The following is a 25,540-nucleotide window of genomic DNA, read 5'->3' on the forward strand; positions in this document are numbered from 1 at the left end:
TTATTAAATTAATGATAGGGTGTTTTTAGTTAAAGTGACCTAATATAAGAACAACCCAATCAAAAGCCCGGCAACAGACAAGATAATAATTGACGACCATTGCCACTATTTTGCCTATTGTAAAGTAATTCCAACTTAAACATGATTAGCGCGATTAAGCAATATTGCTTTCCAAATTTGTTTTACCTTCTTATGCAACAATTCATTACATCATGTCACTTTTGTTGTATCTGTTGTACTGTGAAATTCCAGTCGCACATCAGGATTCATCAATAACCACCTATATACAGAATTCCAACTATTATAAGGTTTTTACAGATGTTTTGTTGCACATACTAGGATCAGATGATACGAGAAGAGGGAAAAACAGATGTATCAGGATATATTAAACAGTACTGCACATCGTGATTGCCCGCTGCCTCAAGATCCGTGGATTATGATGCAGCAGTGGGATCATTTATTGTTCATACATCGTCCTATCCAGCCGCATGTGCTTGAGGAGTACCTTCCGCAGGGACTTGTACTGGATACGTTTAATAGTAAAGCATGGATCAGCATCATTCCCTTTAAGGTCAGTAAAATACGCTTGCGCAAAATGCCACTCTTCCCTTTTATAGGCTCTTTCTTACAAATAAATGTCCGGACATATGTAAAGCGAAATGGTATAAAAGGTGTTTACTTTTTTAGTGTGGATGAAAATCAACTGCTCATGATTCTAGGTTCAAAAGTAGCAACATTGCCATCTTATTATGCAGACATGTCAATGAAAAGGCGAAATGGTTATATTTGTGTTGACAGTGAACGACGTGGAAAGACTGCTGGAATCCTGAGAGCAAGGTATGAGCCAACCGGTGAATTTTTCCATCCAGAAAAAGGCAGCCTTGAGTATTGGCTGATCGAGCGGTATTTTCTATGGACATACCGGAATGGTTCACTTTATCGGGGAGTAATTCACCATAAACAATGGACTGTCAAAAAGGCGGCAGTGAATATGGAGCAGTCATTGACAACATTATGGCCCAATAACTTTTTAAATTCGGGTTTTCTTGCACACTATGCATTATCCCAAATTGCTTTGATTTGGTTGATCCGAAGAGAAATGATCTAAAAGGTTTTTCCGGAACAAATTTCTATTCCTGCATTGTCCCCAATCCTCCCACTTTCGGATTATCCTGTTGTTTTATGGGCAATTTATGTATTAAATATTCCCATAATTCATAAATTTAATCGTAGGACTTCTTTTAGTCGTGAACTTTATTCTGAAAAGAGTGGTGAAATTGATGGGCACTGATACAGTCATTTGCCGGTGTGAAGAAGTTATGCGAAGTGAGGTTGTTCGTGAACTTGAACATGGAGCTGTCACATCAAAGGCATTGAAACTAAAAACAAGGGTTGGGATGGGGGTATGTCAGGGAAGAATATGTCGTCCACTTCTGGAGCAAGTCATTTCGTTTTATACAGGAGGAACAAGGCTTCCGAGCCCAGATTTGAAGAGTCATCATCCAGTCCGTCCACTCAGTGTGATTGAATTAGCTGAAACTGGAAAGGATCTATGATAATGCGAATAAATGAGCATCCGATACTTGGAAAACAGGATAAGGACGCTGTCACGATCACGTATAACGGTCTCAATTATGAGGCGTATGAAGGAGAGTCAATTGCGGCGGCATTGCTTGCTCATAATATTCGTATTTTACGTTACTCGGAAAAATGTCATGAACCACGCGGAATTTACTGCGGGATCGGCCATTGTTATGAATGTCGCGTAATGGTTGATGGTGAAAGAAGTGTCAGGGCATGTATTACCAATGTAAAAGATGGGATGCACATCCGATACCAAACCGGAGAATTCTTATGACATATGATTTGGTGGTGATTGGTGCAGGACCTGCCGGTATGAGTGCGGCGATTAAGGCTGCATCATATGGTGCAGATGTGGCAATGGTCGATGAAAATCCGGTGGCAGGCGGCAAATTATTAGGGCAATTACATGAAGAACCGCAGTTGGGCTGGTGGATTGGCAGTAAAATTGCCCGGGAAATAGCGGCATCAGCTCAAAAGCTGGATATTGAATTTTTTCCTGAAAAAATTGTCTGGGGGATTTTTCCGCATTGGAAAGTAATGCTGCATAACGGGGAAGAACTGCAGGCCGATAATGTGCTGATTGCAACGGGAGCGGCGGAAAAAGCAATACCTATCCCTGGATGGACGAAACCGGGCGTCATGGCGATCGGGGCGGCACAGACATTGACAAATTACTACCGTGTCAAACCAGGTAATAAAGTTGCAATAATTGGTGTTGACCCCTTGTCACTGGCTGTTGCGCATGAATTAAGTATGGCAGGGGTAACGGTAGCAGGTATTTTTGCTGCTCCATCGAATGAGTTTACTTCCGATCAATCTGCACCAATACATGTAATTGAAGTTTTGTCCCGTATGTCGCATCTTGCACCAAACAGAATGTTGAAGATCGCAGGAAAAATGCTGAAAAATCCATTTATGAAAAATATTGCTGCCAAGTTTTATCCGGGTTTTGGCATGAATGTTTGGGGGATCCCGCTTTACCTTAAAAAAACTGTCCTGACCATCGAGGGTGTTGAGCAGGTTGAACAGATTAAGACAGTCAAAACTGATCAGGAAGGGCAACCCAAAAGAGAGAGTACAAAAACAGTTGATGTGGACTGTGTATGCATTTCAGGAGGCCTTTATCCATTATCAGAACTGGTGGCTGCAGTTGGATGTGAATTTGTATGTATTGAAGAATTGGGAGGGCATATTCCGCTGCACAGTCCGGAAATGGAAACGACACGGGATGGTATTTTTGTAGCAGGCAACATTACCGGGATTGAAGGCGCCAAGGTTGCGATGGCACAGGGGGAGCTTGCCGGAACAACAATCATTGCAAGACTGGGGCTTCTGGAGAACAGTCGGGAATCTATTAAAATAGCACAGGACAAAGTGGAAGCTGCCAGACAGCATGCTCTGATTAAATTTCGGCAAAACATTGAGTATGGCAGGGAAAAGTCGGCACAATTATGGTATGCACATAAGAACAAATGATGGGGGTGGTTGGTTGAACACAGCGGATGCGGTCGTCATCGGCGGTGGTGTCATTGGAACATCGATTGCTTACCGTTTGGCGGAATATAGAAAAGTGGTCCTGATCGAGCAAGGCGAGATTGGTGCGCAAACATCCGGTTCATGTGATAAAGCCATTTTTCTGCAATCCAAGAAACCCGGATTTCCAATTAAACTGGCAAAGGCGAGCCGAGAAATCTATGAAAACCTGGAAGAAGAACTGGGCATGTCCATCGAATTCAAGACAAACGGCGGTATGATTGTTATGGAGTCGGAAGCGCATATGGAGGCCATGAAAAAGTTTGTGAAAGAGCGGCGTAAAGCTGGAATGGATGTAAGATTGTTAGATCGTCAAGAAGTACACGCATGGCAGCCAAGTCTATCATCTCATATCATTGGTGCATCCTGGTGTTCTCAAGATGCAGAAGTGAATCCATTATTATTGAGCCAGGCGTTTGCACGAGCGGCTAAACGGCGTGGCGTCGAGATGCGGACACACACAGAAGTAATCGATATTCTGTGCGAACATCAAAAAGTGGTGGGGGTACAGACTTCGCATGGACATATTGCTACTGGGACCGTTGTCAATGCAGCAGGGCCATTTGCTTCCAAAATTGCCGAAATGGCGGGGGTTGGCCTCACCATTATGCCGCGACGTGGTGCAATTCTTATTACGGAAAAAATGAATCCCATGATTCATGGAAATATACTATGTTCCCAATATATAGCTGCTAAGCATGCTGCCAGTGATACGTATGATATGCCTTCTTATGGCATAGGTCTGTCTTTAGGGCAGACCGCCAGTGGAAATCTATTAATCGGAGGCAGCCGGGAATTTAAAGGGTTTGATAAATCTGTTGGACCTGAAGTGCTTTCGGCAATCGCCAAACATGCAAGCCGAATAGCACCAGTGTTACACAACGTAAAGGTTATCCGTTCCATGGTCGGGTTCAGGCCTTTTACCGGTGACGGCCTGCCGATAATCGATCAAGCAAAGGAAGTGGAAGGGTTTATTATAGCAGCGGGTCATGAAGGGGATGGCATTGCACTTGCGCCGATTACTGGTCATTTGGTTGCAGGTTTACTAGAAAACCAGGAGCAATATCAAGATTTATTAAAGCCTTTACGTCTGGATCGTCTGCAGGCAGTATAGTTTAGTTTTAATAAAACAAGGAGCTGGTATGCTTGATTGAAATTGTCGTACCACTTGTGCTGTTATTTGTCATTGCTTTGGTACAGAAAATTCCCTGGATCGGCGGAGATATACGGATTGCATTGATGGTGGCTGCGGTCTCATCGGCGGTTATATCAGGGCTTAATCCAGGTGAAACTTTGTTTGCGTTCGTTGATGGCATTGATCGTTTGTCCTGGGTCATTATGTTGTCTATTTTCGGAAGTCTCTATGCCGAAGCCCAAGTTAAATTGGGTGCCATGGATACAACTTTGAACAGCTTGCGTGCTGTATTTGGCAACTCACCAAGAGGATTGATTATTGCTATATTTATATCATTGATTATTGGCGGTTCTTTCCTTGGTGACGCAATCGCTGCAGCCACTGTCATTGGATTCCTCGTTATCCATTCACTGACAGAATTGAAATTAAAGCCGGAACAGATCGGTATGATTATCCTGCTGGGTGCTTCCATCGGTTCGATTATGCCTCCCATTACACAAGGTGTCTTTTTGTCAGCCTCTCTCGTAGGTGTTGATCCCAATCCTGTCATAAAGCTTGCATTCATCACGGTTACGCTTGGTGCTACTTTTGCCATTCTGGAATCGTTTCGTTTCGTCCGCGGTAAAAAAATGCCCTCAGAATTAATTCCGGAACAGTCAGTATTTCAAATTTTGAAGGGAAGATGGAAAACATTAATCCCACTTTTTGTATTAATGGTGATTGTAATGGCCAATACGCTGTTTGATTATGATATTTTCACCGAGTTTACCTTCCTTGCTGCTGCCATGGACCAGCTGAAGGGTATACCGATTTTACAGGGGGTCACCTTTCAAGTCGTGAGCGCCATCATTATTGCGATTCTCGTAAGCTTATTGTTCCCTTCTGTCCGAAACGAAACAAAAGGAGTGATTAAAAACGGGCTGGCAAACGTGAACAAGACCGTGCAAATCCAGATTTCTGCGGGGATTATGGTGGGTGTCTTTTACGCATCAGGACTAATTGATAAGGTTGCGCTTATGACCGAGAGTTTGACATCATCCATGGTTAAAGCGGGCGGTGCTTTCGGGATGGTTGTGATCGGAATGCTGACAGGATCACAAACAACCGCACAATCGGTTATCATGACTTTTCTCGGGCCAATGCTGGAAAGTTTGAATACAGACCCAACATTGATTGCTTTAGGCGCATCTCATATTGCGGCGGCGGGTCAGAATATGCCGCCGGTCGGGCTGACAGCATTTGTTGTTTGCGGGCTTATTGGCGGAATTTTAAATCAAAAGGTTGATCCGCTCAAAGTGATGTTTCTGGCGTTGCCCAATTCACTATATTTTTTGGCCATCGGATTAATTGTATGGTTTATCTGACATGTCGGAAGAGAAGATACAAAGGATGCCGTTTATGAACACAACGTCATGTTTGAAGGGGTGACCTGCGTATACAAAGATAAAAAAAGGCAGCTCTGCTGCGGCAGGCTGCTTTAACATGTGAACGAATCGCCTAAGAGGGGACATTATCCTTTATGTATGCTGCGGGTTTTTGTGAGTTGTTCAGGAAATTTTGCAGTGCCTTACTGTTTTTTTCGGCTTCCTGATAGCCCTGATGGTATAATGCTTCCAGCTTTTGTTTGCTATTCTCAATACGACTGGCTGCCAATGGTTCTGCAGGCTGTATAATGAATGCTTCATGGCGCTGTTCCATTGCGCGTAACTTCTTCATCGTATCATTATAGCGCACATGACGGTCACGTAATAATTTAATCAGCTCGGGCTTATCTTGAAAAATTCGTTTAAAGAACCAGTTTAATTTTGTAGGTTTTTTGACATAGCCTTTGTTCCGAGTAAGAATGACGACATGCTTTTTTAATCTGTGTTTCATCAGAGGAAGAATCGGTATCGGGTCTGCAACGCCGCCATCAACTAATTGTTTTCCTTTATAGCCAACGCTTGGAGCTAAAACCGGTAGAGAGCAGGAGGCTCTGATAATGGTTGACAGATCCTCTTGTTTTTGGAATGTATCATAGAAAACGGATCTGCCGGTATTAATGTCGGTTGTTCCGATTATAAATCTGGAACTGGCCTGTGAAAATGACTGAAAATCGAGCGGAAATAAATGGTTTGCCAGTTTATCGAAAATAAAATCCATGCTGAATAATTCCTTATTTCGCAGGAAATGTTTGATCGATATAGCTTTCCGATTTTTTCCAATGCCTGCAAGCAGCTCGGTGTTCCGATCACGCTGTTTGGCAATGTAGGAACTGCCAATCAGTGCGCCTGCCGATGCTGTTGCAACATATGGAAATTCAATCTGGTGATCAAGAAAGTAATCCAGTACGCCTACAGTAAATGCACAGCGCATACCGCCGCCTTCCAGCATGAGGCCTGCATCGTATTCCAAATTCTACACTTCCTTTTTCTCCGATAAGAATAATTATAGCAAGTGTACGAAGGGATAACAATTGATTTGCTTGGGTCATGCGATCTTCTATGTTATTTAAATCAGAATATGAAAAAAGCAACCCCTTAACGGAGGTTGCCTAATATTTGTCACTTCCAAAAAAGCTCCGAAATGATTGAAGTGTGGCTTCTCGGTTGACCGCTGCGATGGATGTCGTTAATGGAATTCCTTTCGGGCAGACTTGGACACAATTTTGGGAGTTGCCGCATCCTTGCAGACCGCCATCTTCCATAAATCCTTCAATTCGCTCTTCCTTGTTCATTTCCCCAGTAGGATGGGCGTTTTTAAGCCGAACCTGAGAAAACACGAACGGACCCAGAAACTCGCTTTTATCATTGACATTTGGACAAGCTTCCAGACAAACGCCGCACGTGAAACATTTGGAAAGTTCATATGCCATCAGACGTTTTTTCTCATTCATGCGAGGGCCAGGGCCGATGTCGTATGTACCGTCGATTGGTATCCATGCTTTGACCTGTTTCATGGAATCAAACATGCTTTCCCGGTCGATGATCAAATCACGAACAACTGGAAATGTGCGCATCGGCTGGATCCGGATGGGCTGTTCAAGTTCATCGACAAGCGTTGAACAGGCTTGACGGGGAACATCATTGATCACCATGGAACAGATGCCGCAAACCTCTTCAAGGCAGCTCATTTCCCATTGGACTGGAATGGTTTCTTCACCAGCCTTATTGACCGGATTTTCCCGGATATACATGAGGGCGGAAATAATATTCATATTCGGGCTGTACGGTATCGAAAATTCTTCTTTGTATGATTCTGACTCAGGGTCCTTTTGTCTTTCAATGATTAAATGAATCGCCTTCTTATCTGTCGCTGTGGCCATTTTGCTTCTCCTTTCTGAGTAAACCACTCATTCAAAGTCAATGGCTGTTTTATTTTCATAAAGCGTTAATAATAGTATAGGAATGTATTTTTGAATTTATACTGTATGAGCAAGGATTATCGGGGAATGAGCCTTGAATCTGGTCGATGACGATCAAGCATTGATTCAGAAACAAAAATCGTCGTACAACTAAAGGAGACTAGCAGTTTATTCGTTAAGAAAGGACCAGAGTTTCCGAAAACGGGTGGCGTTGCACATATTTGGATGATAAATCGAAAAATTTGGTTGATATTCTGTTGCATAAACTAAAAATTCTCTGATTTACATTTGCTTCCAAAATCCCCAGGTCCTGCCGTATTCTGTTTTATCGTGTTAAACAGTACGCATACTTTTTGTCCGAAATACCATCAGCCAGCTGACAATGGTTGTAATCAATAAGACACCTAAGATAAGCATAAACCGTTTCCGGAAAACCTATATTTCCTGCATATTCACAAATGGGGAATCATAGTCAAGTTCACCCTTGATCCGTGTGGCGTGAATCTTGTTACCGTCAAGCCATTTTTTGAAGTTAAAAATCACTGGTTTTCGATCAGGGCCAATCACGAACCAGGCTTTCATCTGATTTGGAAAATAGGCTGCGGTATGAAGTGTTCCGGCTGAGGCGTCATATTTGTCTGAAAAAATGTCTTTATCCGAATCGTTCATGACCCGGAAAGCCTGATATGGATCAGCTGTGTGTTGCTGCTGCTTCCGGATTGACTGTTCCCGCGTGCGGGATTCTTCCTGTCTGTAGCGGTTTTCCTCATCTAACAGATGAAAATGATTGGTGCATACATTGGATTTGCGTACGGCAACTTCTCTTGGGGAAGCTTCAACTACATACGATTCCCCGCTCTTATCCAATAGAACATAGCTGAATGAATGCCGGTGCGGGATTTTTTTCAAAAGGGATATAGCCTCATTTAGATTTGCACATGTTTCCAGCATCATCCGTCCAATCATATTGCACAGAAATCCGTCTTCTGATTGCTTACGATGGGTGAAATTATAACCTATGGCAAGTCCTTTTTCATTCATGCCATCGATCCGGCCGGTTATTTGCATGGACGGTCCGATAATGGCATAACCCTGATCGGTCGGTTGATAAATCATATAACGTCCTTCATAGGAAAGCGGATGACTGTCATAATTACGAATCATGTAATTAGACGCCGTGAAAATTGAACACCCGCTCTTCCCATATTCAAGATAATATCCACCAAATTCGCGTATCGCATCTTCGCGATTCATTGTCAGGGCATCCGCCAGGCCACGGAGTTCATCCCAGATGCCAGAGGCAAATGTCATAATCGCTTCCTTCACTTCATCGGGATTGATCAGAAAGTGACGGTCTCTTTTGGATGCCCATTGTTTTTTGCGGTTCGACAGAATAGGAGAGTAACGCAGCCGTTCCCCCTGCATATAACCAAAATCATAATGGCTTCCTCTATATTGGATAACATCGCTGTAGACCGGTTTCATAAAAGTCAGACCTCTTTCTTTTTCAGCTAATGACAGTTTACGTGATTTGCGATTGAAAGCAAACCATATGCTTGCAACTTCAAAAGGGCAATGATGGCAAATCTTATAAGCGAAATTTCTGCATTTTTAGTGAGATGAGCCTTAAGTTTTTCGAATTATGAAACCTGTTGACTTGGCTGTTGTATAGAATAACGGTACAAAGAAAAACTACTCATATGAATTGACTGACTGAGATGCATCATTTTACAGGGAGGTTAAGTGATATGAAAAATGTAACAATCGTATTTTGGATTACGCTGGCCATAACCGTCATGTTATCAATATTTGGTGCCATCATGCCTGACAGTTTTGAACGTATTTCAGCTGCGGTGATGGGCTATATTTCTAATCATTTTGGATGGTTTTACCTATTAATTGTAACGCTGTTCGTTTTGTTTTGTTTATATTTGGTTTTTAGCCCTTATGGAAAAATCAGATTGGGAAAATCAGGTGAAAAACCGGAATTCAGTTATTCATCGTGGTTTGCTATGCTGTTTAGTGCAGGAATGGGGATTGGCCTTGTTTTTTATGGTGTTGCATCACCGGTTTCCCACTATATCAAAACACCACCGACGGCTGATCCTGGTACTAGGGAGGCACTTGAAGATTCTTTGCGCGTTACATTTTTTCACTACGGTATACATGCATGGGCGATCTATGCAATTATTGCGCTTGTACTTGCCTATTTTATGTTCCGTCACGAAAAGCCCGGACTGGTCAGTTCTTCACTGGAAACATTGCTTGGTGATGCCATGAAGGGACCATGGGGGAAAGCGATTGATGTCATTGCTGTATTCGCCACCATAGTCGGTGTAGCAACGACACTTGGTTTCGGTGCAACACAAATCAATGGCGGTATCGCTTATCTGTTTGATATTCCGATTTCATTCTGGATTCAGCTCGTTATCATTCTGATTGTAACGGTTTTATTTATGATATCGACATATACCGGCCTCAGCAAAGGCATCAGATACTTGAGCAACGCCAATATGGGTTTGGGTGCGATATTATTTGTGGCCACGTTAATACTGGGTCCCACCTTATATATCCTGAATACATTCACAGATACAATCGGTACCTATATTCAGCAATTGCCTTCCGAGAGTTTTCGACTGTCACCTAACGATGAAGATGAACGACAGTGGGTGATGGATTGGACGGTGTTTTTTTGGGCGTGGTGGATTGCCTGGTCCCCATTTGTCGGCATCTTCATCGCCAGAGTATCCAAAGGGCGTTCGATCAGGGAATTTGTTTCTGGTGTTCTGATTGTCCCATCTGTTGTCGGTTTTTTATGGTTTTCGGCATTTGGTATCACCGGTATAGACGCACAAAATCATGGTGCGGATATTGCCGGGCTTCCCGACGAGCAGGCATTGTTCGGTATGTTTGACCAGTTGCCGCTTGGGATGATTTTATCCATTCTGGGCATTCTGCTGATCAGTACGTTTTTTATTACATCTGCGGATTCGGCAACATTTGTCCTTGGTATGCAGACCACGAATGGATCCATGTCTCCGCCGACAACGGTGAAATTCACATGGGGACTGGCACAATCAACGATCGCAGCCGTTCTGTTATACACAGGCGGGCTTCAGGCACTGCAAAATGCGTTAATCTCAGCAGCGCTGCCATTCTCTTTCATCATGCTGCTAATGGTCGTTTCGTTTTTTAAAGCACTGAAGAAGGATAAAGATAAAAATTGGTCCTGAAAAAAGCTTGTAAAACTGTCCTATCTGATCGGATATTCCGGTACGATAAGGCAGTTTTTTGTTCATTTGCAATCAATACGATTTATTTGTATAATAATTTTAAATCATTTTTATATTAGGTTTTTTAGGCGTTAAATCATAAGGGTGGTGTGTCGTTAAAATCATGCAGGAAAGTTTCCCGGCCATTCAGGGAACTTAACAGCATATATAGCTTTAGTGAAAAATTTAAATAGGGAGTGTTTTATAATGGAAGATCTTTATCCTTCGCGAAAAAAGGACCAGCCGGAAATTTTGGAACGGAAGGACCCTGTGATATACACGGATCGATCCAACGATAATCAGGCCCCTATTTCAAAAGAACAGCTTGATTCCTATGAACAAAATGGGTTTTTGCAGATTGAAAATTTCTTCTCCGATGAGGAAGTTAAAGACATGCAGAAAGCCATTTTTGAATTGCAGGATTCGAACAAAGATGTCACTTCCGATAAAGTGATCCGTGAACCGGAAAGTGATGACATCCGTTCTATTTTTCACGTACACAAAGATGACAACTACTTCAAAGATGTTGCAAACGATCAGCGGATACTGGACATCGTGAACCATTTACTGGGAAGTGATGTCTATATACACCAGTCCCGTATCAATTATAAGCCCGGTTTCAAAGGAAAAGAATTTGACTGGCATTCTGACTTTGAAACGTGGCACGTTGAGGATGGCATGCCAAGGATGAGAGCAGTCAGCTTATCGATTGCCTTATCTGATAACTATACATTTAACGGGCCTTTGATGCTTATACCGGGGTCCCAGAACTACTATGTCAGCTGTGTAGGGGAAACGCCCGACAATAACTATAAGGAGTCACTGAAAAAACAAAAAGTCGGCGTACCTGATGAGGAAAGTCTCCGCTGGCTTGCTGAAAAAGGCAGTGGTATATCCGTGCCGACTGGAAAAGCAGGTTCGATTACATTGTTTGAGTGCAACACTATGCACGGTTCAACAAGCAATATCACACCATATCCGCGCAACAATTTATTTATGGTGTACAACAGTGTCGAAAATCGTTTAGTTGATCCATACTCGGGCGGGAAAAAACGTCCGGAATATATTGCTGTACGGGATAGCGGTATCCCAGCAATGAGCTGAAGCTAATAATATAGATATAGCCGGGGAACTTTCCTGATTATAATCCTGGCGTTCAAGCGGCCATCTCTTTTTGGGACGGCCGCTTTTTAATGGAATCCGTTTGACTTTTGGCGGGTGGATATCTGCAGAAGAGCGGGAGAATCAACAGAAGAACAATAGCCCATCCGGGGAATGTGAACATCATTCCCTGAACAAAACCAATCGAAAATGTAAACATTAACCCGAGTACCTATAATCGGTATTGAATTAATTCCATTAAAAAATGCACAGAATCTCATAACGGAAATCCTGTGCATTTCGTCATCATGTTGTCTGATCATACTGATTCACGTCAAACAGATCAATCAGCTGAATATCCGGGTGATGATCCTTGAACCAATTCAGGGAAAATTCATTTTTGAACAGGACAACATAATTGTCGGAGCGGTCTCGGACAAGCATATTACGCTCATCGTACATGGAAGGGTCAACCTGATCGGGTTTCAGCCATCGTGGAACTCGCTCGCCGATTGATTCGAGCATAACCTCGACATTGTATTCATTTTTCATACGATATTGGAAGACCTCATATTGCAGCTCTCCTACGGCTCCCAGTATATACGTTTCAGAACGGTAATGCTTATACAGTTGGATCGCGCCTTCCTGGACAAGCTGTTCAATCCCTTTTTTGAACTGTTTTGCTTTCATAACGTTCTTTGCTGTAACACGCTTGAATTGCTCCGGCGGGAATTGCGGAAGTTCCTGATATTCGAATAAGCTATTGCCTCCCATTAGTGTGTCACCGATTTGATATGCATTTGGATCATAAATGCCGATAATATCTCCGGCATACGCTTCCTGAATGGTATCGCGGGAGGAAGCAACAAATTGCTGGGATTGCGCAAGTTTGATTGGCTTGCCGGTTCGTGCCAGTTTCACGCTCATGCCACGTTCGAATTTGCCTGAACAAACCCTCAGGAATGCAACTCTGTCACGATGAGCAGGATTCATGTTTGCCTGGATTTTGAAAATGAACCCGGAAAAGTCCGGGTTATCCGGTGAAATGACACCTTCCGTTGATTTGCGTGGTGCCGGAGCGGGTGCCATGGAAATGAATGTATCAAAAAAGTTCTGGACACCAAACGGAGCGAGCGCACTACCGAAAAAGACCGGTGTCTGTTTCCCGGAAAGAACGGCATCCAGCGAAAATTTATCACCCGCCTCCTCGACGAGTGCAAACTCATCATTGGCTGCCTGATAAGTTGGCTGTGAAACCAAATCCTCATGTTCCGGTTTTTCCAAAGCTCCATATGGGATATATGTCTCTTCTTCATTCCCGTTATACTGAATAAATTGTTCTCCGTGCCGATCAAAAGTTCCCAGGAACCGTTTGCCCATACCGGCAGGCCAGTTCATCGGATAGGTTTCAATATCGAGCACTTCCTCGATTTCCTCTAGCAGCTCAAGCGGCTCCCGTCCTTCACGGTCCAATTTGTTGATAAATGTAAAAATAGGGATCCCACGCATTTTACATACTTTGAACAGCTTGATTGTCTGCGCTTCAATACCTTTTGTCGCATCAATAATCATGACAACACTGTCAACGGCGGTCAGTGTACGGTACGTATCTTCACTGAAATCTTCGTGACCGGGTGTGTCCAGAATATTGACCTGATAGTCGTTATAAGGAAAGTTGATGACACTTGATGTAACCGAGATACCACGCTGCTTTTCAATTTCCATCCAGTCCGATGTGGCGAATTTACCGGACTTTTTTCCCTTGACAGTTCCGGCTGAGCGGATCAAATTTCCGAACAGAAGCAGTTTTTCCGTCAGTGTTGTTTTCCCGGCGTCCGGGTGCGAAATGATAGCAAAGGTCCGTCGTTTATTTACTTCGTCGCGTATTTCCATAAAAAATCCCTTCCATTTTTAATGTTGTTTTACTGTGGTTTGGTGGGGATTTTCGTTTACATTGGTATGATTCTCCTTATGATTTGTTTGAAAAAGTCGGTTGATACCATCAAAAGATAGCATGTCGGATGGGTTTAGTCAATTAGGATGTGGTGTTTCAAGATAAACATTTTAAGGGGAACGAATGCATAAATGGATATGGATTATGTAATGAAAGAATTGCCTTGAAAAAATATGCGTATGTTGATCCGATAAAACATAAGACATGGTATATAAAATATATATGAAAAGGGAGAGGAATATGCTTGGTCCATATAAATCAATAGGGTATAAACTAGATTCTCTGGCAGTCTGTTCGTTCAGGCCTGTTTTTGATTTGGATTGGTTACTTGCTTGATATTGGAATAGCATCGCTTTTGAGTGCAAAAAATTTGTAGGTAAGGTTGTTTGGACTAGTAAATTTCATTTGTAATAGTGTTTACGTTTATCATTTACCTAACGGGGGTATTGTATTAATAATTAATAAAAAGGAACCATTCTGGGAAATATAGAATAGGTTCAGATAGGAGGGCTCTAAATGGACAACCGTAATGGAAAGAACCATCATACGAATGGCAGAAAAGATCATCAGCATCCCTCTGACCATCGAAGTCATCACGAGCATCATCATGGTGGCGACGCTGAGCACGATCGTGAACATGTTGACGAAGGATATCGCCATCATCAAGATGATCATAGCCATGGCAGTCATGACGGTCATCAGGAGCACAGTCATCATGGTCACCATGATCATGGTGATATGGTCAATGATTTCAAGAAAAGGTTTTATATATCTCTGATAGTAACCATACCCATTTTAGTCTTGTCACCAATGATTCAGGATTTGATAGGTGTTGACTGGCGTTTGCCGGGTGATCCATATATTCTGTTCGCACTTGCGACATTCGTTTTCTTCTATGGCGGCTGGCCGTTCATTACGGGCGGTATCAGTGAACTGAAAGAAAAAAATCCGGGAATGATGACACTGATTGGGCTTGCTATCCTTGTCGCATACGGATATAGTTCTTTGACTGTTTTCGGCTGGGAAGGCAAAGATTTCTTCTGGGAATTGGCTACGTTGATTGACATTATGCTGCTTGGCCATTGGATTGAAATGCGTTCGGTGATGGGTGCCTCGAATGCCTTAGAAGAACTGGTTAAACTCATGCCAAATGAAGCCCATAAGCTCGACGAGAATGGCGACGTGACAGACGTTCAGACATCAGAACTGAAACATGACGACAAAGTGCTTGTCAAACCCGGTGAAAAAATCCCAGTCGACGGAACGATTTTTGAAGGCAATTCAGCGATTGATGAATCGATGCTGACAGGAGAATCAGTTCCGGTTGAGAAGGAAAAAGGTGATGAAGTCATTGGCGGATCGGTTAATAAGGAAGGATCGATCAAAATAAAGGTTGAAAAAACCGGCGAGGATTCTTATCTATCCCAGGTTATCACGCTTGTCCGGGAAGCACAGGAATCGAAGTCAAAAACACAGGATCTGACAAACCGTGCTGCTAAATGGCTGTTTTACATCGCCCTAGCAGCAGGGTTTATCACCTTATTTGTCTGGCTGATGCTTGGATTTACCTTTGACATTGCTCTGGAGCGGATGGTCACAGTCATGGTCATTACGTGCCCACATGCACTCGGACTGGCAGCGCCGCTCGTTATTGCGGTGTCAACGTCCATTTCGGCAAAACAAGGACTGCTTATCCGCAACAGAGCGAATTTTGAAGGGGCAAGAAAACTGAATGCGGTTGTTTTTGATAAAACAGGTACCTTGACGAAAGGTGAGTTCGGGGTAACCAACATTGTACCGCGTGAAGGCTGCAGTGAAGATGACGTATTGACATGGGCCGCCAGTCTTGAACAAAATTCAGAACATCCAATTGCTGCTGGTATTGTCAGTTCTGCAAATGAAAAGGGTTTTGAACTAAAAAAAATCGAGGAATTTGAATCCATCACTGGTAAAGGAATTGAAGGTAAAATCCAGGGTGAAAAAGTAAATGTCGTCAGTCCGGGATATATTGATAACAGCAACATGGATTATGACAAGAATCAGTTCGATAAATTATCGGGAGAAGGCAAAACTGTTGTCTTTGTGCTATTGAATGATGAACTGATCGGCATGATTGCTTTGGCCGATATGGTGCAGGAAACCGCAAAAGAAGCAGTAGCATCGTTAAAAGAAAAAGGTGTTGAATCCATCATGCTGACAGGCGACAACGAAAAGGTAGCCAATTGGGTCGCCAAGAAGCTGGACATTAACGAGGTGTACGCAGAAGTATTGCCTGATGACAAAGCAAATCAAGTGAAGACGATTAAAGGCAAAGGCTGGGAAGTCGCGATGACAGGTGATGGTGTCAATGATGCGCCCGCGCTGGCAACAGCCGATTTGGGTATTGCCATCGGTGCTGGTACAGATGTTGCCATGGAATCAGCCGATGTTGTGCTTGTTAAAAGCAATCCGAATGATGTTGTATCATTGATGGAACTGTCCGGCAAAACGTACCGGAAAATGGTTCAGAACCTTTGGTGGGCAGCCGGCTATAATATCTTTGCGATTCCGCTGGCAGCTGGTGTACTGGCACCAATCGGCATTGTGCTCAGCCCCGCAGTTGGAGCGGTATTGATGAGTTTGAGCACGATTATCGTTGCAATCAACGCAAAACTGTTAAAAGCATCATAAATTTTAAAGGTACACTGCCTGTTAATGACACTTTTAATGAAGAAATCGGTCAATTTGCCGATTTCCTCAATGTCATAACTGTACTTTTAGGACAGAAGAAAGTATTTTACTTTAATAAATGATAAGTCTATGAAAACAGCTAGTTTGATTGACCCAAAGTAATGTAATCCTATGAATATAACCGCAATAATAAGCAAAATGAAAAAAGGGTAACGGAAAAAGGAAAAAATAGCCTGTCCGGATTGTTTACGAATCACATCTTCGGTTGTATATAAGATTAGCAGTAGAATCATCGTCACAACCAATCCCATTATCTGAATAATTTCATCGGGCCTGGCCATAGCGACCATTTCGCCGATCATCGCCCCCATCATGCCGCCCATTAATCCGGAGAGCATACCGTCAATCAAAGCAGGCAAACCAACAGGCATACCAGCCATAAATCCGACTGTCAAACCGATCAGGATGGCGTATACAGTCGATGAGAATAAATTGCCATGGTACAAAACACCCAGGATGGTTCCGGCTAAAATACCTGCCGACATTCCAGCCGACATGGAAATCAGCATCCCATACATTTCTGTTATCCATTGACGATAGTAAGCGACAAAGAAAATGATCGTCGCTATTAGAAGACTGCTCATAACTGTGATTAAAAGTATTCCGATTGACATGAAATCGCTCCTATTATCATTTGTCCAATAAAAATGTATTCCCGTTATGGTTGATCATATGTTATACCATGCAGGGGTATGATATAAAAATGGTTAAGTGTCATATGGATGATCGTATGCATGCATTTCATTATTAAATTTATATAATTTTTTCTGTTGACAAATATACATAAGGGGGGTACCCTATATTTAGAAAATGAAAGGAAGTGAAACAGATGGGCGAGTACTTGCATGATCATCCGGTAACACCACGGACGGATGCTGAGAAGCAATCTGTTGTCAACCGTCTGAAGCGGGTTGAAGGACAGGTGAGGGGTATTCAAAAAATGGTCGAGGAAGATCGGTATTGTGTTGATATATTAGTGCAAATCAGTGCCATCAATTCAGCCTTGAAAAAAGTTGGATTTTCCATCGCAGAACGGCATACAAAGCATTGTGTCAGTGATGCGGTGCAATCCGGCCAAGGAGACGAAGCCATTGAAGAGTTAATGGAAGTCATGAAACAGTTTTCCAAGTAGGGGGGATAAGAAGTGAGTGAATCAGAACATTCAACGCTTGGTGTAACAGGGATGACCTGTGCCGCCTGCTCAAACCGGATTGAAAAAGTGCTAAATAAAATGGACGGTGTTGAAGCGAAAGTCAACTTAACGACTGAGAAAGCATCCGTTGATTATGATCCTTCTGAGGCGTCCGTTGATGATATATCTGCCAAAATTGAAAAATTGGGCTATGGTGTCCAGACTGAAAAAGCGGAGTTCGATGTCTTCGGGATGACGTGTGCCGCCTGTTCGAACCGGATTGAAAAAGTGCTGAATAAACAAAGCGGTATCAAACTGGCCAATGTGAACCTGGCAACCGAAAGCGCTGCTGTTGAATATAATCCGGGCATGATGGAAGAAGCTGATATTGTCGGCAGGATTCAGAAGCTTGGTTATGATGCAAAAGTAAAAGCCGAACAAGAAGATAAACAAACACAAAAGGAGAAACAAATTCAGCAAATGAAAACGAAGCTGGCCATTTCTGCCTTGCTGTCGGTTCCGCTCTTGATGACGATGTTTGATCATTTGTTCGGTGTGAATATGCCTGGTATTTTGATGAATCCATGGTTCCAATTTGCCCTGGCAACACCTATCCAGTTTGTCATCGGCTGGCAGTTTTATGTCGGTGCCTATAAAAATTTGCGCAATGGCGGAGCGAACATGGATGTGCTCGTCGCGCTTGGCACGAGTGCGGCGTATTTTTACAGTTTATATGAAGCATTACGAACCATCGGTAATCCGGGCTATATGCCGCATCTCTATTTTGAAACGAGTGCGATTATCATCACACTCATTTTGTTCGGAAAATATTTGGAAATCAATGCAAAAAGCAAAACAACGGTCGCTCTGTCAAAATTGCTTGATCTGCAGGCAAAACAGGCCCGTGTCATCCGGAATGATGATGAGCTGATGATCCCAATTGAAGAGGTAGCAGTTGGTGATCGTCTGGTGGTTAAACCTGGTGAGAAATTTCCGGTGGACGGCACGGTTGTCAAAGGGAAAACGTCGGTTGATGAATCGATGATCACCGGTGAATCAATTCCAGTTGAAAAAGATGCCCATTCGGATATCATTGGATCGACTATCAATAAAAATGGTACGGTCGAAATGGAAGCAACGAAGGTCGGAAAGGATACGGCACTTGCATCCATTGTGAAAGCCGTTGAGGATGCTCAAGGATCAAAAGCCCCAATTCAGCGGCTTGCTGATGTCATTTCCGGCTATTTCGTCCCGATTGTCGTTGGGATCGCTATCATGACATTCATTGGCTGGATTGCATTCGTTCAGCCTGGTTCATTTGAACCGGCACTGGTAGCCTCGATTGCCGTACTCGTCATCGCATGTCCATGTGCATTAGGATTAGCTACACCGACATCGATTATGGTTGGAACCGGAAAATCTGCAGAAACCGGTATTTTATTCAAAGGCGGCGAGCATCTGGAGCGAACACACCAATTAGATGCCGTGATTTTGGATAAAACGGGTACCATTACAAAAGGTAAACCAGAAGTAACAGATTTTAATGGTGATTCTGAAACTTTGAAACTGTTGGCAAGTGCAGAAAAGGGTTCCGAACATCCGCTGGCAGAAGCGATTGTTGCATACACCACAGAGCAAGATATTACAGCGACAGATGCCGATTCGTTTGAAGCCATACCCGGCCGGGGCATTAAAGCTACGATTTCCGGTAAACAAGTACTAATTGGAACGAGAAAACTGATGATTGAACATGATGTGGCTATCAGCGATGCCGAGGATGATATGGCCGCCTATGAGACTGATGGTAAAACCGCCATGCTGATTGCTGTTAATGGTGAATACCGCTGTATTGTGGCGGTAGCGGATACGATAAAAGAGACAGCCATTGAAGCGATCAGCCAGCTGCATGAACAAGGTTTGGAAACCATTATGCTGACAGGCGATAATGAACGTACGGCTCAAGCCATTGCCAGGCAGGTCGGCATCGATCAAGTTATCGCACAAGTTTTACCTGAAGAAAAAGCGGATAAAGTTAAAGAGATCCAGCTACAGGGCAAAAAAGCAGCTATGGTTGGCGATGGCATTAATGATGCGCCTGCACTGGCCGTGGCAGATATCGGGATTGCTATCGGTACAGGCACAGAAGTTGCGATTGAAGCAGCGGACGTAACCATTCTTGGCGGTGAACTGCTGCTGATACCAAAAGCGATCGGGATTAGTAAAGTAACCATCAAAAATATACGGCAAAATTTATTCTGGGCTTTTGCCTATAACAGCGCCGGCATCCCAATAGCAGCTGTCGGATTACTGGCACCATGGATTGCAGGCGGCGCCATGGCATTAAGCTCTGTTAGTGTTGTGTCGAACTCACTTCGCTTGAAGCGGGTTAAGATATAGTGCAGGAAATTCCTTCTGCGGATCTTATTTCTCCACAGAAGGTTAGTAAACTTTATTATGTTGTTACCGTCTGTAAATCAGATGATAGAAAGGTTACAAACGGTTAACGACGGAAAATATTTTATAAAAGGAGAAATTTTATCATGCAAACAACTTTAGATGTAAGAGGAATGACATGCGGCCACTGCGAGAGTGCCGTAAAAGGTGCACTTGAAGGCTTAAATGGTGTGCAAGGTGTTGAAGTGAATTTGGGCACAGGCAAAGTTGATGTTACGTATAACGATGCCATCACGAATATTGAATCTATGCGCGAGGCAGTGGAAGAGCAAGGCTATGATGTAGTCGTATAATATAGGATAACCGGTTTCCATCATGGAAGCCGGTTTTTTAGGCTGTAGTGGTGCAAAATTTTGATGCATGGTTGTGATATAATCGGAAGATGCTGGGAATGGTTGTTTGTATAGTCTACATAGAATATGGAAAGCTAGAAAAGGAAATTTCTATTTACAAACCAGACAGGGAGGTACATAAATGGCGAAAGACCATGAAAACGAAATCATCAGGAAAACAAGAAAAACAAACAATTGAATCAGTACCGCAAAGACCACAAAAATGCAAAACTTACGACTAATCAGGGGGCAAACGTCTCAAATACCAGTGATTCACTGAAAGCCGGTGAACGTGGACCCACGATCATGGAGGATTTCCATTTCAGGGAAAAAATGATGCATTTTGACCACGAGCGAATTCCTGAACGTGTTGTCCATGCACGGGGATTACGATTTAGTAGCCAACAATATTCCGATTTTCTTCATTCAGGATGCGATAAAATTTCCGGATATAGTACATTCCATCAAGCCGGAACCGCACAATGAGATTCCCCAGGCGACAGCAGCGCACGATACGTTTTGGGATTTCGTTGTCAATAATCCGGAAACGGCACACATGATTATGTGGCTGATGTCAGATAGGGCTATACCGAGAAGTTTCCGTATGATGGAAGGCTTTGGTGTTAATACGTTCAGGCTTGTCAATGCGGAAGGGAAGGCAAGATTTGTCAAGTTTCATTGGAAGCCACTGCTTGGCACCCATTCGCTTACATGGGATGAAGCACAGAAACTGTCCGGCAAAGATCCAGATTTTCACCGCAGGGATTTATGGGACGCGATTAATCTAGGTGATTATCCGGAATTTGAGTTAGGTGTCCAGATTCTGGAGGAAGAAGATGAATTTGCGTTTGATTTTGACATTCTTGATCCAACGAAATTTTGGCCGGAGGAACAGGTTCCTGTTCAAATCATTGGGAAAATGACGTTGAATCAGAATCAGGATAACTTTTTCGCCGAAACAGAACAGGCAGCTTTCCATCCGGGGCATGTCGTACCGGGTATTGACTTCAGCAATGATCCGCTGTTGCAGGGACGTCTTTTCTCGTATCTGGACACACAGCTCCTTCGTTTGGGCGGCCCGAATTTTCACGAGATACCAATCAACCGTTCTGTTTCCCCTGTTAACAATAATCAGCGTGAAGGCTTTCACCGTATGTCGATCGATAAAGGAGCAGTCAGCTATTCGGCCAATTCTTTACGGGCAAACGCACCTGAGCCTGATAGCGCACAAGGCTATAAACACTATGCCGAGAAGGTTGAGGGCAGGAAAACACGTAAACGCAATGATAGCTTTAACGACCATTATCGCCAAGCGACCCTTTTCTGGAATAGTTTGTCACAGCCAGAAAAGCGGCATATTATCAAGGCTTTTCATTTTGAAGTCGGCCATGTAAAGGATAAAGTGGTCAGACAGCGTGTTGTCGACATGTATAACCAGGTGGACGGGCAACTGGCAGCACAAATCGCGATGGGAATCGGTGTTAACCCGCCCCAAAATGCTGGAGGCAGCGGTGAAACAGCTTCATCGCCAGCTGTCAGTCAGGAAAATACGATTAAAGTCGCCACAACACGTAAAGTTGCGATTCTGATCGAAAATGGCTTTGATCTGAATGATGTGGATCAGGTTACGACACATTTGGGCAGTGTCGGAATTCATTCAGATATAATCAGTAAAAATCAGGGCATGGTCACATCTGCGGACGGTCAGCAGATAGAAGCGGTCAAAAGTTATGCGATCAGCAGCTCTGCCATGTATGATGCCCTCTATATCCCAGGAGGCAAAAAATCAACCGATCAGCTGATGATGCACAAAGACGCCAAAACGTTCGTGGATGATGCGTTCATCCATGCCAAAACAATTGGAGCAGTCAATTCCGGCGTTGACCTGCTCATGACTTCAGATATTAAGCAGATTACACAGGCTGATACGAATACAGAAGATAAAGTCGTTACTGATCTGGGAATTATTACAGTAAAGAATACCAACGACTTGAGCAGCTTCTCACATGAGTTGATTGACAATATCGCCCAGCACCGACACTGGGCAAGGGAAAACATAGATGGGAAAATGAGCGGCTGATATCATGAAAAGTTAATGCATCCCTTGGTATGAAGGTCAAGGGGTGCATTAATTTTTGTCGTTTGAGTAACCTATATTCAGGAAGTTATTTTACATTTAGGGGAATTTATATGCACATTTTTATTATCATTTTGGTCATCATAGCAGCATGGCACAGGGGCAATTGGTCCCGTTTCCACAAATTTCATGCAACAATGCTCTATATTATTGCCATGAATTTATTATATTTTTATTTTACGTATAATTACCCTATATGGACGTTCCAATCAAATATGGGCATCCCCGAACGCGTTCTGGACCTCCTGCATGCGTTCATTGTTCTTCCATGTACCGTCATTATTTTCCTGTCTAACTATCCGGATAGATTGTATAACCAAGTGTTATATATTGGAAAATGGAGTTTGATATATATTGTATTTGAATGGACCGGGTTTCATTTAGGCATCATCGAATACAATAATGGCTGGTCACTTGGCTGGTCGTTTCTGTTTGTGCTTGTCATGTTTCCGATGCTGAAACTGCATTACAGCCGGCCATTTATGGCTTATGGACTGTCCATTATCATAATTGCCATTTTGCTTCATTTATTTGAGGTACCTTGGATTTATTAAGTTATCGATTTCATCACAGGAGCTGTTAACATGGAAGTGATCTTACTGTGGCTTTTTCTTATTTTGGGACTAGTGCTTCTATGCATTTCTTTTAAAAAACCACATCTTAAGGATTGGCTGTTATGTTATTTAACAGCCGCATATTTTGCCGCATTTCTAGGTGAGCTCGTTGTTTACTATCAAATGCTTTCCTACCCTGTACGGCTATTTCCTCTATTTCAGTCAAGTGTGCTTTATGAGCATTTGCTGCTGCCGCTTGTTTGTATTTATTACTACCAGAGCTCTTATAACAAAGGTATATTGACTTGTTTGTTGAAGGCTTTACTTTATAGCAGCGTTCTGGCTGCTTTTGAAATTTTATTGGAAAAGAACACGGATCTTATCCATTACATCAGTTGGTATTGGTATTATTCCCTGACCAGCCTGTTTTTGTTTTTATTGCTTGTTCGCTCGCTCATGTGGCTGATGGATGACATTACGGGAAAAAGGGAAAACAGTAGTGGATCGTGAAGAGGCGGTTAAAAAAGGATGTAACTGAAAAAATAACTTTTTTAATATTTTTATAATGATTCAGGATTTGTGGTAAAATATAAGCAATTCGTTTTTTCTAAAGCTTCATGCGCGACTAATTAATGGAGGCAAATGACATGACTGGCCACTATCCGGAAATTGATGGGGTTATCACCTATATTCACCAGCATATAAATGAGGAACTGTCTCTTGAACGGCTGGCTCGTTATACTGCTTATAGTCCATTCCATTTTACACGAATCTTTAAAAAGCAGACGGGGCTGCCACCACATTATTATATTTCCTCTATCCGCCTGCAAAAATCGAAAGATCTGTTGCTGCAGACAAATTTAAGCGTTCGTGATATTGGAATGGAGATAGGTCAACAAAGCTTAGGTACGTTTACAACCCGGTTTACCGAAAGAGTGGGGGTATCGCCAGCGCAATTCAGGAATTCAACACGACAAGTCAGCAGTCATCTGGAATCCTTACAAAAATTGACGAAATGGGAAAAGCTTTATTCGTCTGTATCTGCATACAATTGTGTGCATGGAACCATTCAAGCGCAGGTTCCTTTTTATGGTGTTATTTTAGTTGGTTTATTTTCCAGGCCGATACCTGAAGGACTCCCGCTTTATGGTACATTGCTGTCCTCGCTGGGAGATTTTCATTTTACTGACGTCAAGCCTGGCACCTATTTTTTAATGGCTACAGCAGTGAACTGGGAAATGCGAACGAATGATATTTTGCTCCCCCACACAACGTTGCGGGCCCGGTCCAGGCAACCAATCGTCGTGCAGCGAGATTCAGCCGTGCCTCAGCAGCAGCTGACACTACACAAACCACGTCTGGATGACCCGCCAATTTTAGTTTCTTTACCCCTTTTAATGCATCGTTTTCTTCAGAGCGTCACATCATAATAGCAATCGATAAGAAATGTCTGTTTTCGTTCCATGTTAGAGTTACGTTAAGCATATTAAGGGGGCGTGAACCAAGTTGACCAAAAATCAGGAATTTTTTCAAAAGGTAAATGAGGCTTTTGCTTCGGGTGACGTAGATTTTTTAATGGAAAACTTAGCGGAAGATATTCAGTGGGAGATGGTTGGCAATCAAAAAATTCAAGGAAAAGAGTCAGTTATGGAAATGCTTGAGCCAATGCGGGGAGTAACACTTAAAGACTATGTGACCAACAATATTATCACACACGGGAATGTTGCTGTCATTGAAGGGAAGATGACAGTGCCTGATGATGGAAAGGATAAAACATACGCATTTTGCGATATTTACAAGCTTCATAAGTTTAAAAATGGGAAAATTAAAGAATTGACTGCATTTTTGATAGAAGTGGATGAGGCATAGAGCGTAGAGGGGATTATCAATTGGGAAAGGTTCGTTTTGATATTTCTGGCACTCATTCAGGCAAAAAAGACTGCTGGAGATAATTATGTCTCTATATCGGGTGGGCAAACATAATCCAGCAGTATTTGAAAGCAGGGCTGATTGATGAATTTCAAATTCATATCGTACCATTTTTTATAGGATCCAGGATACGGCTATTTGAATCATTGGATCAGCAAATGGAATTGGAAAAAGTGCGAGTCATTAATTCCGATGATGTAACACATTTAAAATATCGGGTTATTTTATAATGGTATTTGCTCGTAAGAACGTATTCTGATAACATATGACACTTGTGATCACATGATTGAAAAGCCCAATGGAGCTAAAACTGACAGAGGAAACGGCTGCCAAATGAGTCATTATCTCGC

General features: G+C 42.9%; 22 protein-coding genes and 1 pseudogene. 18 read left to right on the top strand and 5 right to left on the bottom strand.

Going from position 1 to position 25,540, the window contains the following annotated elements:
- Positions 1–370 precede the first annotated feature (370 nt).
- From BM195_RS03875 to BM195_RS03900, 6 genes are all read left to right on the top strand, one after another.
- Entirely contained in the window at positions 371–1,108 is a 738-nt protein-coding gene (locus BM195_RS03875; RefSeq protein ID WP_090233885.1) for a YqjF family protein, read from the top strand.
- 172 nt (positions 1,109–1,280) lie between these two features.
- The gene (locus tag BM195_RS03880) at positions 1,281–1,556 is read left to right on the top strand and encodes a (2Fe-2S)-binding protein (protein ID WP_090233888.1); all 276 of its coding nucleotides are present in this window, start codon (positions 1,281–1,283) and stop codon (positions 1,554–1,556) included.
- 2 nt (positions 1,557–1,558) lie between these two features.
- Entirely contained in the window at positions 1,559–1,858 is a 300-nt protein-coding gene (locus BM195_RS03885; protein WP_342028010.1) for a (2Fe-2S)-binding protein, read from the top strand.
- Positions 1,855–3,060, top strand: a complete 1,206-nt coding sequence (locus BM195_RS03890) for an NAD(P)/FAD-dependent oxidoreductase (protein ID WP_170848140.1) — start codon at positions 1,855–1,857, stop codon at positions 3,058–3,060. Before BM195_RS03885 ends, BM195_RS03890 begins: the two co-directional genes overlap by 4 nt.
- A gap of 13 nt (positions 3,061–3,073) precedes the next feature.
- Positions 3,074–4,231 (top strand): NAD(P)/FAD-dependent oxidoreductase, encoded by a 1,158-nt coding sequence (locus BM195_RS03895; protein WP_170848141.1) that lies wholly within the window; start codon positions 3,074–3,076, stop codon positions 4,229–4,231.
- Positions 4,232–4,263: 32 nt separating this feature from the next.
- Positions 4,264–5,616, top strand: coding sequence for a hypothetical protein (locus tag BM195_RS03900; RefSeq protein WP_090233902.1), 1,353 nt, complete (start codon positions 4,264–4,266; stop codon positions 5,614–5,616).
- 133 nt (positions 5,617–5,749) lie between these two features.
- On the opposite strand, the gene BM195_RS03905 is transcribed toward BM195_RS03900, so the two are convergent.
- From BM195_RS03905 to BM195_RS03915, 3 genes are all read right to left on the bottom strand, one after another.
- A complete protein-coding gene (locus tag BM195_RS03905; RefSeq protein WP_090233905.1) occupies positions 5,750–6,646 on the bottom strand; it encodes a patatin-like phospholipase family protein in 897 nt (298 codons plus the stop codon).
- 139 nt (positions 6,647–6,785) lie between these two features.
- Positions 6,786–7,556: a succinate dehydrogenase iron-sulfur subunit gene (sdhB, locus tag BM195_RS03910; RefSeq protein WP_090233908.1), complete on the bottom strand. Its 771-nt coding sequence runs from the start codon at positions 7,554–7,556 to the stop codon at positions 6,786–6,788.
- 474 nt (positions 7,557–8,030) lie between these two features.
- Positions 8,031–9,080, bottom strand: coding sequence for a C45 family autoproteolytic acyltransferase/hydrolase (locus tag BM195_RS03915; RefSeq protein WP_090233911.1), 1,050 nt, complete (start codon positions 9,078–9,080; stop codon positions 8,031–8,033).
- A 263-nt stretch (positions 9,081–9,343) separates the two neighbouring features.
- On the opposite strand from BM195_RS03915, the gene BM195_RS03920 reads away from it, so the two are divergent.
- Both BM195_RS03920 and thpD read left to right on the top strand, forming a co-directional pair.
- Positions 9,344–10,828, top strand: a complete 1,485-nt coding sequence (locus BM195_RS03920; RefSeq protein ID WP_090233914.1) for a glycine betaine uptake BCCT transporter — start codon at positions 9,344–9,346, stop codon at positions 10,826–10,828.
- 246 nt (positions 10,829–11,074) lie between these two features.
- The gene (gene thpD / locus BM195_RS03925) at positions 11,075–11,971 is read left to right on the top strand and encodes an ectoine hydroxylase (RefSeq protein ID WP_090233916.1); all 897 of its coding nucleotides are present in this window, start codon (positions 11,075–11,077) and stop codon (positions 11,969–11,971) included.
- 303 nt (positions 11,972–12,274) lie between these two features.
- Here thpD and BM195_RS03930 read toward each other — a convergent pair whose 3' ends face one another.
- The gene (locus tag BM195_RS03930; protein WP_090233919.1) at positions 12,275–13,861 is read right to left on the bottom strand and encodes a peptide chain release factor 3; all 1,587 of its coding nucleotides are present in this window, start codon (positions 13,859–13,861) and stop codon (positions 12,275–12,277) included.
- 577 nt (positions 13,862–14,438) lie between these two features.
- Here BM195_RS03930 and BM195_RS03935 point away from each other — a divergent pair.
- The gene (locus tag BM195_RS03935; protein ID WP_090233921.1) at positions 14,439–16,592 is read left to right on the top strand and encodes a heavy metal translocating P-type ATPase; all 2,154 of its coding nucleotides are present in this window, start codon (positions 14,439–14,441) and stop codon (positions 16,590–16,592) included.
- 86 nt (positions 16,593–16,678) lie between these two features.
- Here the strand turns inward: BM195_RS03935 and BM195_RS03940 are convergent, their stop codons facing one another.
- Positions 16,679–17,266, bottom strand: a complete 588-nt coding sequence (locus BM195_RS03940) for a hypothetical protein (protein ID WP_090233925.1) — start codon at positions 17,264–17,266, stop codon at positions 16,679–16,681.
- A gap of 215 nt (positions 17,267–17,481) precedes the next feature.
- Here BM195_RS03940 and BM195_RS03945 point away from each other — a divergent pair, with 215 nt between their 5' ends.
- The 9 genes and pseudogenes from BM195_RS03945 to BM195_RS19055 all read left to right on the top strand — a co-directional run bounded on the left by BM195_RS03945 (position 17,482) and on the right by BM195_RS19055 (position 25,420).
- Positions 17,482–17,784, top strand: coding sequence for a metal-sensing transcriptional repressor (locus BM195_RS03945; protein WP_090233928.1), 303 nt, complete (start codon positions 17,482–17,484; stop codon positions 17,782–17,784).
- Positions 17,785–17,796: 12 nt separating this feature from the next.
- The gene (locus tag BM195_RS03950) at positions 17,797–20,181 is read left to right on the top strand and encodes a heavy metal translocating P-type ATPase (protein ID WP_090233930.1); all 2,385 of its coding nucleotides are present in this window, start codon (positions 17,797–17,799) and stop codon (positions 20,179–20,181) included.
- A gap of 143 nt (positions 20,182–20,324) precedes the next feature.
- The gene (copZ, locus tag BM195_RS03955) at positions 20,325–20,531 is read left to right on the top strand and encodes a copper chaperone CopZ (protein ID WP_090233933.1); all 207 of its coding nucleotides are present in this window, start codon (positions 20,325–20,327) and stop codon (positions 20,529–20,531) included.
- 234 nt (positions 20,532–20,765) lie between these two features.
- Positions 20,766–22,650, top strand: a pseudogene (locus BM195_RS03960) (catalase).
- Positions 22,651–22,760: 110 nt separating this feature from the next.
- A complete protein-coding gene (locus BM195_RS03965; RefSeq protein ID WP_090233937.1) occupies positions 22,761–23,261 on the top strand; it encodes a CBO0543 family protein in 501 nt (166 codons plus the stop codon).
- A gap of 30 nt (positions 23,262–23,291) precedes the next feature.
- Complete coding sequence (locus BM195_RS03970) at positions 23,292–23,771, top strand: CBO0543 family protein (protein ID WP_090233940.1); 480 nt, start codon at positions 23,292–23,294, stop codon at positions 23,769–23,771.
- 137 nt (positions 23,772–23,908) lie between these two features.
- On the top strand, positions 23,909–24,691 hold the full coding sequence (locus BM195_RS03975) for a helix-turn-helix domain-containing protein (RefSeq protein ID WP_090233943.1): 783 nt from the start codon (positions 23,909–23,911) through the stop codon (positions 24,689–24,691).
- Positions 24,692–24,767: 76 nt separating this feature from the next.
- On the top strand, positions 24,768–25,130 hold the full coding sequence (locus BM195_RS03980) for a nuclear transport factor 2 family protein (RefSeq protein WP_090233945.1): 363 nt from the start codon (positions 24,768–24,770) through the stop codon (positions 25,128–25,130).
- A gap of 113 nt (positions 25,131–25,243) precedes the next feature.
- Positions 25,244–25,420, top strand: a complete 177-nt coding sequence (locus BM195_RS19055; protein ID WP_425283889.1) for a dihydrofolate reductase family protein — start codon at positions 25,244–25,246, stop codon at positions 25,418–25,420.
- The last annotated feature ends 120 nt before the right edge of the window (positions 25,421–25,540 follow it).

It is taken from the genome of Lentibacillus halodurans, from assembly GCF_900112045.1.
Classification (GTDB): Bacteria; Bacillota; Bacilli; order Bacillales; family Amphibacillaceae; genus Lentibacillus; species Lentibacillus halodurans.

Excerpts from the sequence above, each read along its gene's own strand:
- BM195_RS03975 (WP_090233943.1), top strand. The coding sequence starts at position 23,909 with ATGACTGGCCACTATCCGGAAATTGATGGGGTTATCACCTATATTCAC.
- BM195_RS03885 (WP_342028010.1), top strand. The coding sequence starts at position 1,559 with ATGCGAATAAATGAGCATCCGATACTTGGAAAACAGGATAAGGACGCT.
- BM195_RS03920 (WP_090233914.1), top strand. The coding sequence starts at position 9,344 with ATGAAAAATGTAACAATCGTATTTTGGATTACGCTGGCCATAACCGTC.
- BM195_RS03940 (WP_090233925.1), bottom strand. The coding sequence starts at position 17,266 with ATGTCAATCGGAATACTTTTAATCACAGTTATGAGCAGTCTTCTAATA.
- BM195_RS03915 (WP_090233911.1), bottom strand. The coding sequence starts at position 9,080 with ATGAAACCGGTCTACAGCGATGTTATCCAATATAGAGGAAGCCATTAT.
- thpD (WP_090233916.1), top strand. The coding sequence starts at position 11,075 with ATGGAAGATCTTTATCCTTCGCGAAAAAAGGACCAGCCGGAAATTTTG.
- BM195_RS03970 (WP_090233940.1), top strand. The coding sequence starts at position 23,292 with ATGGAAGTGATCTTACTGTGGCTTTTTCTTATTTTGGGACTAGTGCTT.
- BM195_RS03935 (WP_090233921.1), top strand. The coding sequence starts at position 14,439 with ATGGACAACCGTAATGGAAAGAACCATCATACGAATGGCAGAAAAGAT.
- BM195_RS03880 (WP_090233888.1), top strand. The coding sequence starts at position 1,281 with ATGGGCACTGATACAGTCATTTGCCGGTGTGAAGAAGTTATGCGAAGT.
- BM195_RS03965 (WP_090233937.1), top strand. The coding sequence starts at position 22,761 with ATGCACATTTTTATTATCATTTTGGTCATCATAGCAGCATGGCACAGG.
- sdhB (WP_090233908.1), bottom strand. The coding sequence starts at position 7,556 with ATGGCCACAGCGACAGATAAGAAGGCGATTCATTTAATCATTGAAAGA.
- BM195_RS03945 (WP_090233928.1), top strand. The coding sequence starts at position 17,482 with ATGGGCGAGTACTTGCATGATCATCCGGTAACACCACGGACGGATGCT.
- copZ (WP_090233933.1), top strand. The coding sequence starts at position 20,325 with ATGCAAACAACTTTAGATGTAAGAGGAATGACATGCGGCCACTGCGAG.
- BM195_RS03875 (WP_090233885.1), top strand. The coding sequence starts at position 371 with ATGTATCAGGATATATTAAACAGTACTGCACATCGTGATTGCCCGCTG.
- BM195_RS03890 (WP_170848140.1), top strand. The coding sequence starts at position 1,855 with ATGACATATGATTTGGTGGTGATTGGTGCAGGACCTGCCGGTATGAGT.
- BM195_RS03930 (WP_090233919.1), bottom strand. The coding sequence starts at position 13,861 with ATGGAAATACGCGACGAAGTAAATAAACGACGGACCTTTGCTATCATT.